Origin of the sequence: Jannaschia sp. Os4 (genome assembly GCF_016820245.1) — a bacterium.
Classification (GTDB): Bacteria; Pseudomonadota; Alphaproteobacteria; order Rhodobacterales; family Rhodobacteraceae; genus Jannaschia.
The window spans coordinates 486,051-499,415 of record NZ_JAFCAR010000001.1; the positions used below are offsets into that span (position 1 = coordinate 486,051).

The following is a 13,365-nucleotide window of genomic DNA, read 5'->3' on the forward strand; positions in this document are numbered from 1 at the left end:
GGCGTCGGAGGACCCCGCCCCATGACCCAGACGTCCCAGTATCCCCACATGCTCGCGCCGCTCGACCTCGGCCACGTCACGCTGCCCAACCGGGTGCTGATGGGGTCGATGCACACGAACCTCGAGGAGACGAAGGACTGGAACCGGGTCGCCGAGTTCTACGCCGAGCGGGCGCGCGGCGGCGTGGCGCTGATGGTGACGGGGGGCATGGCGCCCAACCGCGAGGGCGGCGTGTTCGCGGGGGCGGCGGGGCTGTTCTCGCCGGAGGACATCGCCAACCACCGCATCGTCACCGACCGGGTGCACGAGGCCGGGGGCCGCATCGCGATGCAGATCCTCCATGCCGGGCGCTACGCCTACTCGCCCGACTGCGTGGCCCCCTCCCCCATCAAGTCGCCGATCTCGCCCTTCCCGCCGAAGGAGCTGGACGAGGCGGGCATCGAGAAGCAGATCGCCGACATCGCCACGTCGGCGGCCCGCGCCCGCGAGGCGGGCTACGACGGGGTCGAGGTGATGGGGTCGGAGGGCTACTTCCTCAACCAGTTCCTCGTCACCCACACCAACAAGCGCGAGGACCGCTGGGGCGGGTCGCTTGAGAACCGCCAGCGCCTGCCGGTCGAGGTGGTGCGGCGCGTGCGCGAGGCGGTGGGCGAGGACTTCATCGTCATCTACCGCATCTCGCTGATCGACCTGATCCCCAACGGGCAGACGTGGGACGAGGTCGTGGCCTTGGCCAAGAAGATCGAGGCGGCGGGCGCGTCGATCCTCAACACCGGGATCGGCTGGCACGAGGCGCGCATCCCGACCATCGCCACGAGCGTCCCGCGCCGGGCCTTCGCGTGGGTGACCAAGAAGCTGATGGGCGAGGTCGGCATCCCGATCATCACGTCCAACCGCATCAACATGCCCGACGTGGCCGAGAGCGTGCTGGCCGAGGGCTGCGCCGACATGGTGTCGATGGCGCGCCCCTTCCTCGCGGACCCGGACTTCGTGGCGAAGGCGGCGGCCGGAAAGGCCGAGACGATCGCGCCCTGCATCGCGTGCAACCAAGCGTGTCTGGACCACACGTTCCAAGGCAAGATCTCCTCCTGCCTCGTGAACCCGCGCGCCTGCCACGAGACGGAGCTGCGCTACGAGCCGACGGATGCGCCCAAGAAGATCGCCGTCGTCGGCGCGGGCGCGGCGGGCGCGACCGTGGCGATGGTCGCGGCCAAGCGGGGGCATTCGGTCACGGTGTTCGAGAAGGACACGGCCGTGGGCGGACAGCTCAACATGGCGAAGGTCATCCCCGGCAAGGAGGAGTTCGTGGGCTTCGTCGACTGGATCGCGGCGATGCTGGACGCGCCGGGGATCGACCTGCGACTCGGGACCGAGGCGACGGTGGACGCGCTGGAGGGGTTCGACGAGGTCGTGATCGCCACGGGCGTGACGCCGCGCGACCCAGGCATCCCCGGCCAGGACGGCCCCAACGTCGTGACCTACGTGGACGTGCTCAAGCACGGCGCGCCGGTGGGCGACCGCGTGGCCGTCATCGGCGCGGGGGGGATCGGGTTCGACACCGCGGACTTCCTGACCCATCCGGGCGGGCCGACCCCCACCGAGGAGCTGCCCCGCTGGCTGGAGGAGTGGGGCGTGGCCGACCCAGAGGCGCATCGCGGCGGGCTGGACCCTGCGGGGCCGCAGCCGGAGCGCTCCGCGCGCGAGATCACGCTGCTGCAGCGCAAGCCGACCAAGCCGGGCCGCGGCTTGGGCAAGACGACGGGGTGGATCCACCGCGCCTCGCTGCAGATGAAGGACGTGAAGATGGTGCCCGGCGTGAACTACGAGCGGATCGACGGGGAGGGGCTGCACGTCTCGACCGGCGAGGGCCGCGAGGACCCGCGTGTCATTCCCGTCGACACGGTCGTGCTCTGCGCCGGGCAGGAGAGCGAGCGCGGGCTGGCGGACGCGCTGGAGGCGAAGGGCGTGACGGCGCACGTGATCGGCGGCGCGGCGGTCGCGGCGGAGCTGGACGCCAAGCGGGCCATCGACCAAGGCGCGCGGCTGGCGGCGGGGCTGTAGCGCCCCGCCCTCCGGGGTGCGCGCCCGGCGCGGCGGCCCCGCGTGGGGCGTGGCCCGGACCGATCGTTCGAATCCTACCCATCCGCCCCATTCCCGCCGCGTCCTGCCCCAGAACTGACCCCGCAGCGGCCCGGCTCCCGGCGCGACGGTGCCGCATTCGGCGTGGAAACAATGACCCAACCGAAACAATCCTGGGTCTGCCGCCATGGATCGCCTCTCAGAGATGGAAGCCTTCGCCACGGTCGTGGACCAAGGCGGCTTCACCGACGCCGCCCGCAAGCTGGGCATCTCCAAGTCCGCCGTGTCCAAGCACGTCTCCTCGCTGGAGACGCGGCTCGGGGCGCGCCTCCTGAACCGCACGACGCGGCGCGTCTCGCCCACGGAGATCGGGCTGGCCTACTACGACCGCGCGCGCCGGGTGCTCAACGACGCCGGAGAGGCCGACGCGCTGGTCACCGCGATGCAGTCCGCGCCCTCGGGAGTCCTGCGCATCAGCGTGGCGAGCGACTTCGGATCGCAGCACCTGTCCCCGATCCTCGGGGAGTTCCTGCACGAGTATCCCGACATCACCGTCAACATGGTGCTCGACAACCGCTATGCCGAACTGATCTCGGAAGGGTTCGACCTCGCCGTGCGGATCGGCGACCTCGAGGACTCGTCCCTGCGCGCCCGCAAGCTGGCCGAGACGGAGAAGCGCATGATCGCCGCGCCCTCCTACCTCGACGAGTACGGGCGCCCCGCGCGGATCGAGGATCTCAACGAGCACAAGCTGCTGCACTACTCGAACCAAGCCTCGGGCGGCGTCTGGCGCGTCACCTCGCCCACCGGCGAGAAGCGGCAGGTCCGCTCGGCCGGCTGGCTGACGGTGAACGACGGGCAGTCGCTGCTCAACGCGGCCGTCAACGGCCTAGGCATCGCCTACCTGCCCGCCTTCCTCTACGGGCCGGACATGCGGGCCGGGAACCTCGTCCCCGCGATCGAGAACCTCCCCGCCGAGACGCAGGGCATCTACGCGGTCTATCCGCCGGGCCGCTACACCCAGCCGAAGGTCCGCGCCTTCATCGACTTCCTCGTCGAGCGGTTCCGCGACCGCGAGGCCGACAGCTGGTGATCCGGCGGGCCGCGCGGCCCGTCACCCCACCCCCGTCACTCGACCGACGTGACCACCGCCTCGACCCGCCGGTTCGCCGCGCGGGCCTCGGCGCTGTCGTTGCGGGCGAGCGGCGCGAAGTAGCCCACGCCGTAGGCCTCGACCCGGTCCGCCGCGACGCCGTGCCGCTCGATCAGCAGGCGGCGCGCGGCCTCGGCCCGGCGCTTGGAGATGGCGAGGTTGCCCTCCGGCCCGCCCTCGGCATCGGTATGGCCGACGAGGGCCACGGTCACCGCCGGATCGGCGGCCATGTAGTCCGCCAGCTCCGCGAGCGAGGCGTAGTCGCCCGGAAGCTCCGTCGAGCCCGTCCCGAAGGTCACGTCCGCCAGCACCGCGCGCCCCGTCGCCTGCAGGCTGCGCCCCACCCCGCCGAGCGCCACGTCGCGCGTCGAGACGACCGGCGCCGGCGCGCCCGGGTCGCCCACGCGGGTCGTCTGGACATGGCCCATGCGGCCCGCGACGGAGGCGAGCAGCGTCACCCATTCCTCCCCCTTGCGGGCCGCGAGGTAGCGGAAGTCGGCGATGTTCACGAACATCCCCGGCGCCGGCGTCACGTCGATGCCGAACCGGAAGTCGAACCCGCCGCAGCGGTCGGTCTCGCATTGGAAGACGATCTCGTATCCGTCCGCCTCCAGCGCCTCGCGCAGCGGCGCGAGCAGGGCGAGCGACGTGGTCGCGCCGGGAACCTGCCACGTCGTGCGGGTCACGGCGCCCTCGGCGGTGACGGTCACGGGATCGGGGCGGAAGGGCGCGGTGGCGACCTCGTGGGAGGACAGGGGGCGCGCGTCGCGCACCACCGCCTCGCCGCCGGGCGGCGCGAGGTCGGCGGCGGCGGGCGGGGCGAGCAGCAGGAGGACGAGCGCCCCCGCGCGTCCGGTCATCGCGCCTGCCCGTGATACTCGGGGTTCGGGCGCATCGCGGTGGCCGAGGCGACGCGGTTGGTCATGTTGAAGAAGCCGGCGACGGCGACGAGGTCCCAGATGTCGCGGTCCGTGAGGCCGTGATCGCGCAGGGCTTGGCGGTCGGCCTCCTCCACCTCGGCCGAGCGCTCGGTCATCAGGACGGCGAAGTCGAGCATGGCGCGCTGGCGGTCCGTGACGTCGGCGACGCGGTGGTTGAATGCGATGGCCTCGCCCAAGGCGGGGTCGCCGGAGAGGGCGCGGACGGCCGCCCCGTGGGCGACGAGGCAGTAGAAGCAGCGGTTCCGCGCGGAGACGGCCACGGCGACCATCTCGCGCTCCAGCTTCGACAGCCCCGAGTCGCCCAGCATCAGGTCGTTGTAGAGCGCCGTGAACGCGTCGAGCTTGGTCCGGTCGAAGGCGTAGGCGCGCAGGACGTTGGGCACGAAGCCCAGCTTCTCGACGCAGAGGTCGAAGTAGCGCCGCGTCTCCTCGGGGAGCGGGTCCATCGGCGGCAGGTCGAGGGCGGTGGGCTGGGTCATTCGGCGGATCCCGGGATGCGGTAGTGATACCCTGCCACCCGCTCCATCCCTATGGAAGCATAGAGGGAATTCGCGGGCGCGTTCCCGCGCGTCACCACGAGGGCGAGGGTGGACGCGCCCCGGTCCCGCGCCCACGCGGCCGCCGCGCGCAGGATCAGGGCGGCGGCGCCCTTGCGGCGATGCGCCGGCAGGACGTGGATGGCGGAGACCATCGCGGCGTCCCCCGCGAGGCCCACGAAGCCCGCCCCCGCCACGCGGTCGTCGCGCCGCGCGAGGATCGCGGCGCCCCCCGGGCCCTCGGCGGCGCGGGCCATCACGGCTTGGCGGGCGTCGCCGATGCCGCCCTCGGCCCAGACGTCGCGGGCCACCTGCAGCGGCGGCCAGTGGGCGAACGCGGTGGCGTGGGGCAGCGGATCGCCCGCGAGGGTCGCGGCGTCGGCCCGCCAGAGCCAGACGGCGTCGGCGGTGACGTAGCCCTTGTCGGCGAGCGCCGCGTCGAGCGAGCCGTCGCGCCAGATCACGAAGCGGGGCGTCTGGCCCAAGGCGCGGGCCGCCGCCTCGGCCTCCGCGACGTCCGCCTCCTCCGGCCCGGTGATCGCGTTGACCCGCCCGCCCGCGCCGGGCGCCACGCGCAGGGTCCACGGCCCCGCGCGCTCGACGCGCTCCGGCGGCCACGCGGCGTCGATCAGGGCCTGCCAGTCCATCACGCGGCGGCGTCGCCGAAAGCGTCGCGCAGCGCGGCCTCCGCCTCGCCCACGCGGGCGGCGTCGGGCCCGCGCACCACGAGGTTCGAGCCGAAGCCCCCTTCCTTCCGCTGGAACGGGTAGGAGCCGAACGAGAGGTCGGGATAGCGGTCCACCATCGCCGACAGCGTGGGCGCGAGGTCGCCCTCGCCCATGTCGACGCGCACGCTTGCCGAGACGAGGGGCGTGCCGCCGGTCAGCGTGGGGATCACGCTCTCGACCATGGCGTGGAACACCTTCGGCACGCCTGCCATGACGTGCACGTTCCCGATCTTGAAGCCCGGCGCGGTCGAGACCGGGTTGTCGATCAGCGTCGCGCCCTTGGGGATGCGGGCCATGCGCAGGCGCGCCTCGTTCAGCTCCGACCCGGTGCGGGCGTAGTGGGCCTCCAGCAGGGCGCGCGCGTCCGCGCGCACGTCCACGGCCGCCCCGAAGGCCGCGCCGATGGCGTCGGCGGTGATGTCGTCATGGGTCGGGCCGATGCCGCCGGAGGTGAACACGTGGTCCCACCGCTCCGAGAGCGCGCGCACGGCCGCGCCGATGGCGTCGAGGTCGTCCGAGACGACGCGCGCCTCCTTCAGGTCGATCCCCACCTCCGTCAGCCGAGTGGCGAGGTGGTTGGTGTTGGTGTCGCGGGTCCGCCCGGACAGGATCTCGTCCCCGATGACGAGCATGGCGGCGGTGGGGTTCTGCATGGGTGCCTCCGGTGTCTCAGCCGTATATGGCCCGCCCATGCGCTTCGCCACGCCCCTCGTGCCCGCCACGCTGCTGCGCCGCTACAAGCGGTTCCTGTCGGACGTCCGCCTCGACGACGGGCGGGAGGTGGCGGCCCACTGCCCCAACCCCGGCGCGATGACCGGGCTGGCCGAGCCGGGGATGCGCGTCTGGCTGGAGCCGAACGACGACCCCAAGAAGAAGCTGAAGTTCGGCTGGCGCCTGACGGAGCTGCCCGACGGACGGCTCGCGGGCGTGGACACCTCCGTGCCGAACCGCGTCGTGGGCGAGGCGCTGCGCGCGGGGCTCGACGCCCTGCCCTGCCGCGAGGTCCGGCCCGAGGTGCGATACGGCGCCAACTCCCGCATCGACTTCCTGCTCGACGGGACGACCCACGTGGAGGTGAAGAACGTCCATTTCCGCCGCGAGGGCGACTGGGCCGAGTTCCCCGACAGCCCCACCGCCCGCGGCGCCAAGCATCTCGACGAGATGGCCGAGGTGGCGCGCGCGGGCCACCGCGCCGTCACCCTCTACCTCGTGCAGCGGCCCGACTGCGCGCGGCTGCGGCTCGCGCGGGATCTCGATCCGCGATACGCGGCCGCGTTCGACCGGGCGGCGGCGGCGGGCGTGGAGGTCCTCGCCTACGGGACGCGGATCACGACCGAGGGGGTCGGGATCGGGGAGCGCCTCCCGGTGGCCCCCTGAACGACGAACGGCCCGGGCAGGCCCGGGCCGCCGTCAGATCTCGGGGGCGGTCACTGCCCGGCGAGCTCGATCGCCGCGAGGCCCTTCAGGATGTCGATCGCATAGGCCAGCTGGTAGTCCTCGTCGCGCAGCTCCGCCGCCTCCTCGGCGGCCGCCTGCTCCTCGCGGACCTGCTCCTGCTGCTCCTCGGTCAGGCTGTCGTTGTCGAGCGAGTTGCGCAGCGAGCCCTCGGTGCGGCCGGGACGCGCGTCCTCCTCCTCCTCGGTCTCCTCGGCGGGGTTCCGGGGGGGCTGCTCCACCACGATGTCCGGCGAGATGCCGAGCGCTTGGATCGAGCGGCCCGAGGGCGTGTAGTAGCGCGAGGTCGTCAGGCGGATCGCGCCGTCGCCCTGCACCGGCATGATCGTCTGGACGGAGCCCTTGCCGAAGGACTTGGTGCCCACGACCACCGCGCGGCGGTGGTCCTGCAGCGCGCCCGCGACGATCTCCGAGGCCGAGGCCGAGCCGCCGTTGATCAGCACGACCATGGGCTTGCCCTCGACGAGGTCGCCCGCCGTGGCGTTGGAGCGGTCGCCGTCGTCGGAGCCGCGCCCGCGGGTCGAGACGATCTCGCCCTGCTCGAGGAACGCGTCGGCGAGGTCGACGCCCGCGTTCAGCAGGCCGCCGGGGTTGTTGCGCAGGTCCAGCACGACGCCGTTCACCGAGTCGAGGCCGCCCGCCTCCTCGAGGACGTCGCGCAGCCCCTCGCGGACGTTGGGCATGGTCTGCTCGTTGAAGGTCGAGACCCGGACCACGACGCTGTCGCCCTCCTGACGCACGCGCGCGGCCGTGAGCTTGATGGTGTCGCGGGTGATGGTGACGTCGAGCGGCTCCTCCAGCCCCTCGCGGACCAGCGTGACCACGATGTCGCTGCCCACGGGGCCGCGCATCAGGTCGACCGCCTCCTCCAAGGTCAGGCCCAAGAGGCTCTCGCCGTCGACGGCGGTGATGAAGTCGCCCGCCTCGACGCCCGCCTCGAAGGCCGGCGTGCCGTCCATCGGCGCGATGACCTTCACGTAGCCCTCCTCCTGCGTGACCTCGATGCCGAGGCCCCCGAACTCGCCGCGGGTGTCGACCTGCATCTCGTCGAAGTCCTTCGGCGGCAGGTAGGACGAGTGCGGGTCGAGCGAGGTGAGCATGCCGTTGATGGCCGCCTCGATCAGCTCGCCCTCGTCGACGTCCTCGACGTACTGGTTGCGGATGCGCTCGAACACGAGGCCGAAGAGGTCCAGTTGCTCGTAGACGTTGGCGCGGTCGGATTCCTGCGCGAGCAGCGGGCCGACCTGCGTCGTCACCAGCGTGCCCGCCAGGATGCCGCAGGCTGCGGCCATCGCGAATTTTCTCATGGGTCGTCCCCCTCTCCCGGTTGTCCGGGTTATCCCTTCAGATGGCGAACCAGTCCGCCGGGTCCACCGGGCGTCCGCCTTGCCTGACCTCGATATAAAGCGTCTCGCTCGCCGATCCGCCACCGCCCTCCCGTGCGTCGCGCAGGAAATCCGTCGCGGTGGGCGACCCTCCGCCCATGATCGCCAGCGGCGCCCCGGTCGGCAGGATGGCGCCCGTCGCCGCATAGACCTCTGACAGGCCAGCGAAAACCAGCAGGGAGCCGGGCGCGGTCTCGAGGATGATCACGTTGCCGTAATCCAAGAGCGGGCCGGCGTGGCGCACGGTCGCGGGGGCGGGGGCCACGAGCAGCGCGGCGGGGGGCGTCGCCACCACCCACCCGTCGCGGCGCACCCCCGCCGCGTCGGCCTCGCGATACCCGCGCAGGCGGACGCCCTCGACGGGCAGCGGCCACGGGGGCGCGGCGGCGGAGGCGAGGTCGGGCAGCGGGCCGCCAAGGTCCACGAGGCCGTCCGCGAAGGCGGCGAGCGTGTCGGCGCGCCCCAGCAGCGCGGCGAGGGCCGCGGGGTCGGCGGACAGCGCGGCGGGCGGCGCAGCGCGGGTCTTCACCGCCTCGGACAGGGCGGTGCGGGCGGCCTCCAAGGAGGAGAGGCCCTCGGTCATCGTGTCCGCGGCCCCCTCCTGCAGCGCGCGCAGCTCCGCCAAGCGGGCGAGGTCGCCGCGCAGCGCCTCGGCGCGGGCCTGCAGCGCGGGCGTCACCTCGCGGATCGCCATGGCCGACCGCGCGGTGCCGAGCGGCCCGGAGGGATGCAGCAGCAGGAGCGGCGCGGGATCCTTCCGCATGGTCCCCAGCACGCCCAGCAGGCGCGCCACGTCCTCGCGCCGCGCCGACAGGTCGGCGGTCAGGGCGCGCTCGCGGATCGCCAGTCGGCGCAGCCCGTCGCGCAGCGCGGACAGGCCGCGCTCGTGGGCGCGCACCGCGTCGGTCAGGGCGGCGATGCGGTCGGACGCCCCCTCGGCCCGCTGGAGGGCGACGGCGGCGTCCTGCAGGTCGCGCGCCGCCTCCCGCGCGGTCTCGGCGGCGTCCTGCGCCCGCGCCGGACCGGATGCCGGGAGCGCCAGCGCGAGGAGGACGGCGATCAGGCGAAGAGGCATCGGCCGGTCATCTCCTCGGGCGGCTCGATCCCCATCAGCGCGAGGATCGTGGGCGCCACGTCGGCGAGGCGCCCGTCGGCCATCTCCGCCCCCTCCGGCCCGCCCCAGAGGATCGCGGGCACGGGGTTCAGCGTGTGCGCGGTGTGCGGCTTGCCGGTCTCGGGATCGACCATGGTCTCGCAGTTGCCGTGGTCGGCGATCACCAGCATCGCGCCGCCCGTGCCGTCGAGCGCGTCGAGCGCGGCCTTCAGGCCGGCGTCCACCGCCTCGCACGCCTTTGCGGCGGCGGCGAGGTCGCCGGTGTGGCCGACCATGTCGGGATTGGCGAAGTTGACGACGATCAGGTCGTAGGGCTTGGCGATGGCGTCCACGAGGGCCTCGGTCACCTCCGCCGCCGACATCTCGGGCTGCAGGTCGTAGGTGGCGACGTCCGGCGACCGGGGCATCAGCCGGTCCTCGCCCGCCTCGGGATCCTCGCGGCCGCCGTTCAGGAAGAAGGTGACGTGCGGATACTTCTCCGTCTCCGCGAGGTGGAACTGCGTCCGGCCTTGCTCCGCCACCCAGTGGCCCAGCGTGTTGGCCACCGCCTTCTTGGGGTAGAGCGTGGCCATGAACGTCTCGTGCCGGGCGGAGTAGTCGACCATGCCCAGCATGTGCAGCCGGGGCCGCGCGCCCGCGTCGAACCCGTCGAAGTCCGGGTCGGCCAAGGCCGACAGGATCTCGCGCGCGCGGTCGGCGCGGAAGTTGAGGCAGAACAGCCCGTCGCCGTCGGCCATCCCGCCGTAGCCGTCGATCACGGTGGGCTGCAGGAACTCGTCGTCCTCGTCGCGGGCGCGGGCCTGCGCGACGGCGTCCGCGGCGTCCACGGCCGCCTCCCCGGTGCCGGAGACCATGGCGTCGAAGCCGCGCCGCACCCGGTCCCAGCGGGTGTCCCGGTCCATGGTGAAGTAGCGCCCCGCGACGGTGCCTATGCGGGCGTTCTCCGGCATTTCCGCCACCAGCGTCTCGACGAACCCCTCGGCCGAGCGGGGCGCGACGTCGCGCCCGTCGGTGATGGCGTGGATCACCACGGGTACCTCCGCCGCGACGATGCGGGCGGCGGCGATCAGATGGTGGATGTGGCCGTGCACGCCGCCGTCCGAGACGACGCCCATCAGATGCGCCGTGCCGCCCGAGGCCTTCACCCGCCCGATCCAGTCGGAGAGGGTCTCGTTCGACGCCATCCCCCCGCTCTCGACCTCGTGGTCGATCAGGCCGAGGTCCATCCGCACGACCCGGCCCGCGCCGATGTTCATGTGGCCGACCTCCGAGTTGCCCATCTGCCCCTCGGGCAGGCCGACGTCGGGGCCGTAGGTCACCAGCGTCGAATGCGGGCACTCCGCCATCAGCCGGTCGAAGGTGGGCGTGTCCGCCACGTCGGGGGCCGACTGCTCGGGGCGGTCGCTGATGCCCCAGCCGTCGAGGATGCAGAGCACGGTCGGTCTGTGGGTCATGGGGCACCTCCGGGGGGCGGGGTAACCCGCGGGCGGGCGCGTGTGTAGGGCGGGCGTCGCCGCCCGCGCGGGGCGTGACGGGCGCGCATCGCCGGGAGGCCTCAGTCCCGGTGGTAGGGCGACCCCGCGAGAATGGACGCCGCGCGGTAGAGCTGCTCGCACAGCATCACCCGCGCCAGCATGTGCGGCCACACCATCGGCCCGAACGACAGCAGCAGGTCGGCCCGATCCCGCACCGCCCCGTGCCCGTCCGCGCCGCCGATGGCGAAGGCCACGTCGCGCGCGTCGTCGCGCCATCCGGCGAGGCGGCGGGCGAGGTCGGGGGAGGAGAGCGTCGCGCCGCGCTCGTCGAGGGCGACAAGCACCGCGCCCGCGGGCAGCGCGCGTGCCATCGCCGCGTCGTCGCCTGCCTCGTGGACGCGCACCGGCGGCAGGCCGAGGCCCCGCCCCGCCTTGGCGAAGCGGTCGAGGTAGTCGTCGACGAGGACCTTCTCCGGCCCCTTGCGCAACCGCCCGACGGCGTGGAGGTCGATCTTCACGCCGCGCGGGCCGCCGTCACGCGGGCGGGCTCAGTTGGCGCGCGGGGTCGGCGCGGGGCCGTCCTGCCACATCGCCTCGAGCGCGTAGAACTCGCGCACTTCGGGGCGGAACACGTGGACGATCACGTCGCCCGCGTCGACCAGCACCCAGTCGCCTTGGTCCTTGCCCTCCATCCGGGCCGTGCGGCCCAGCGTAGTCTTGAGCCGGTCGGCCAGCTTCTCGGCGATGGACGCGACCTGCCGCGACGAGCGGCCCGAGGCGACGACCATGTGGTCCGCCACGCTCGACTTGCCGCGCAGGTCGATGGTGACGACGTCCTCGGCCTTGTCGGCGTCGAGGGAGTTCAGCACGAGATCGAGCGTCTCGTCGCCGGTCTGGGACGCGCCGCGCGCGCCCTTGGTGGTTGCGGCCACCGAGTGGGTCTCCGTGGACAGGGGTCCGGTCCTCCGTGTCGGGCCGCGCGGGATGCGGGGCCTCTTGGGTCAGGCTAGCGCCCGGTCCGCGACCCGGCAACGCCTCGCGGGGATATGGTGCCGGTGTGCGGCGCGATCAATCGGCGCGCCGGGCCGGGGCCCGCGTCCACGGCAGGATCACGCCGAGGGGGGGACGCGCGCGGACCAGCGCATCTCGGCCTCGAACCGCGCGGCGAGGTCGATCAGCGCATGGTCCCAGCCACGGCGGGCCGTCACCTGCAGCCCGTTCGGACGGCCCTCCACCGAGCCGGTCGGCAGGGCGAGCGACGGCAGCCCCGCGAGCGAGGCGGGGATCACCGGCTCCATCCAGCGGTGGTAGGTGTCCATCTCCCGGCCCGCGACTGCGCGCGGCCAGTCCCATCCGACGGGGAAGGGCATCAGCGCGGCGGCGGGGGTGACGAGGGCGTCGGCCTCCATCGCGTGCAGCGCGCGGAACAGCGCGGTCCGCGTGACGGAGGCGGCATGCACCTCCGCCGCCGTCAGGCGGAGGCCGCGCTCCACCTCCCACACGAGGGCGGGCTTCGAGGCGGCGGCGAAGTCGTCCGTCCACAGCGGGCGCAGCTTCTCCGCGATGGCCCACGACCGCAGGGTGATCCACGCGGACCACGCCTCCTCGGCCGGAAGGGGGGGCGCGAAGCGCACGACGTTGTGGCCCTGCGCCGCGAGGGCCGAGAGCCCCGCCTCGCAGAGCGCGACCACCTCCGGCTCGACGGCCCAGCCGTCCCAGTCCGGCGTCCACGCGAGGGTCCAGCGCTCCGGCGCGGGCGCACGGGGGCGGGCCGCCCAAGGCGAGGCGGGCGCGTCGGCGGCGAGGACGTCCAGCAGCAGGCGGAGATCCTCCGGCGTCCGCGCCATCGGCCCGTCCGTCGAGAGCGGGTGGAGGAAGGCGTCGGGGCCGGGCGTCCCCGGCACGAGGCCATGTGACGGGCGCAGGCCGTAGACCCCGTTCCAGACCGCCGGGTTGCGCAGCGACCCCATCATGTCGCTGCCGTCGGCCAGCGCCACCAGCCGCGCGGCCAGCGCGGCCCCCGCCCCGCCGGAGGAGCCACCGGCGCTGCGCCCGCGGTCCCACGGGTTCAGCGTCGGGCCGTGCACTGGGTTCGTGGTGTGGCTGCCCAGCCCGTATTCCGGCGTGTTGGTCTTGCCGATCACGATGGCCCCCGCCGCCCGCAGGCGCGCGACGAGCGGGGCGTCCGCCTCCGGCACGTGGTCGGCGAACCGGGGATGGCCGTAGGTGGTCCGAAGGCCCGCCGTGTCCGCGAGGTCCTTGACCGCCATCGGCAGCCCGGCCAGCGGCCCCGGGCGCGGGACCGCCGCCTCCGCCATCAGCGCGTCGCGGTCGCGCAGCGAGACCACCGCGTTGATCCGGGACGCCTCGATCCGGTCGAGCGTCGCCGCCATCAGGTCCGGCGCGGCGACCGCGCCGTCGCGGAGCGCGGCGATCTGGTCGGCGGCGGGGCGGTCGAGGAGGTCCATCCCCGACCGCTAGGGAGTCACCCTCCATCCG

General features: G+C 73.7%; 13 protein-coding genes. 3 read left to right on the top strand and 10 right to left on the bottom strand.

Features of this window, described 5'->3' with window-relative positions; all coding sequences use genetic code 11:
* Window positions 1-21: 21 nt before the first annotated feature.
* On the top strand, window positions 22-2,061 hold the full coding sequence (locus JQC91_RS02505) for an NADPH-dependent 2,4-dienoyl-CoA reductase (RefSeq protein ID WP_203285190.1): 2,040 nt from the start codon (window positions 22-24) through the stop codon (window positions 2,059-2,061).
* Between the two features lie 205 nt (window positions 2,062-2,266).
* Window positions 2,267-3,172, top strand: coding sequence for a LysR family transcriptional regulator (locus tag JQC91_RS02510; RefSeq protein ID WP_203285191.1), 906 nt, complete (start codon window positions 2,267-2,269; stop codon window positions 3,170-3,172).
* Window positions 3,173-3,207: 35 nt separating this feature from the next.
* Here JQC91_RS02510 and JQC91_RS02515 read toward each other — a convergent pair whose 3' ends face one another.
* The 4 genes from JQC91_RS02515 to JQC91_RS02530 are packed head-to-tail and all read right to left on the bottom strand — an operon-like array spanning window position 3,208 to window position 6,090.
* Window positions 3,208-4,092, bottom strand: a complete 885-nt coding sequence (locus tag JQC91_RS02515; RefSeq protein ID WP_203285192.1) for an OmpA family protein — start codon at window positions 4,090-4,092, stop codon at window positions 3,208-3,210.
* The gene (locus JQC91_RS02520; RefSeq protein WP_203285193.1) at window positions 4,089-4,652 is read right to left on the bottom strand and encodes a peroxidase-related enzyme; all 564 of its coding nucleotides are present in this window, start codon (window positions 4,650-4,652) and stop codon (window positions 4,089-4,091) included. The genes JQC91_RS02515 and JQC91_RS02520 overlap by 4 nt, the downstream gene beginning before the upstream one ends.
* Window positions 4,649-5,356 carry a GNAT family N-acetyltransferase gene (locus tag JQC91_RS02525; RefSeq protein WP_203285194.1) on the bottom strand — a complete coding sequence of 236 codons (708 nt, stop codon included), beginning with the start codon at window positions 5,354-5,356 and terminating at the stop codon, window positions 4,649-4,651. Before JQC91_RS02525 ends, JQC91_RS02520 begins: the two co-directional genes overlap by 4 nt.
* Window positions 5,356-6,090: a competence/damage-inducible protein A gene (locus tag JQC91_RS02530; RefSeq protein ID WP_203285195.1), complete on the bottom strand. Its 735-nt coding sequence runs from the start codon at window positions 6,088-6,090 to the stop codon at window positions 5,356-5,358. Before JQC91_RS02530 ends, JQC91_RS02525 begins: the two co-directional genes overlap by 1 nt.
* A 37-nt stretch (window positions 6,091-6,127) precedes the next feature.
* Between JQC91_RS02530 and sfsA the strand changes: the two genes are divergently transcribed.
* Complete coding sequence (gene sfsA / locus JQC91_RS02535) at window positions 6,128-6,814, top strand: DNA/RNA nuclease SfsA (protein WP_203285196.1); 687 nt, start codon at window positions 6,128-6,130, stop codon at window positions 6,812-6,814.
* A 50-nt stretch (window positions 6,815-6,864) separates the two neighbouring features.
* On the opposite strand, the gene JQC91_RS02540 is transcribed toward sfsA, so the two are convergent.
* The 6 genes from JQC91_RS02540 to JQC91_RS02565 form a co-directional block, all read right to left on the bottom strand.
* Entirely contained in the window at window positions 6,865-8,199 is a 1,335-nt protein-coding gene (locus JQC91_RS02540; protein WP_203285197.1) for a S41 family peptidase, read from the bottom strand.
* Window positions 8,200-8,236: 37 nt separating this feature from the next.
* Window positions 8,237-9,352 (bottom strand): peptidoglycan DD-metalloendopeptidase family protein, encoded by a 1,116-nt coding sequence (locus JQC91_RS02545; RefSeq protein WP_203285198.1) that lies wholly within the window; start codon window positions 9,350-9,352, stop codon window positions 8,237-8,239.
* Window positions 9,337-10,845, bottom strand: a complete 1,509-nt coding sequence (gpmI, locus tag JQC91_RS02550) for a 2,3-bisphosphoglycerate-independent phosphoglycerate mutase (protein WP_203285199.1) — start codon at window positions 10,843-10,845, stop codon at window positions 9,337-9,339. Before gpmI ends, JQC91_RS02545 begins: the two co-directional genes overlap by 16 nt.
* 101 nt (window positions 10,846-10,946) lie before the next feature.
* Window positions 10,947-11,384, bottom strand: coding sequence for a 23S rRNA (pseudouridine(1915)-N(3))-methyltransferase RlmH (locus tag JQC91_RS02555; RefSeq protein ID WP_203285200.1), 438 nt, complete (start codon window positions 11,382-11,384; stop codon window positions 10,947-10,949).
* Between the two features lie 30 nt (window positions 11,385-11,414).
* Entirely contained in the window at window positions 11,415-11,798 is a 384-nt protein-coding gene (gene rsfS / locus JQC91_RS02560; RefSeq protein ID WP_343069888.1) for a ribosome silencing factor, read from the bottom strand.
* Between the two features lie 177 nt (window positions 11,799-11,975).
* A complete protein-coding gene (locus tag JQC91_RS02565) occupies window positions 11,976-13,334 on the bottom strand; it encodes an amidase (RefSeq protein ID WP_203285201.1) in 1,359 nt (452 codons plus the stop codon).
* Between the last annotated feature and the right edge of the window lie 31 nt (window positions 13,335-13,365).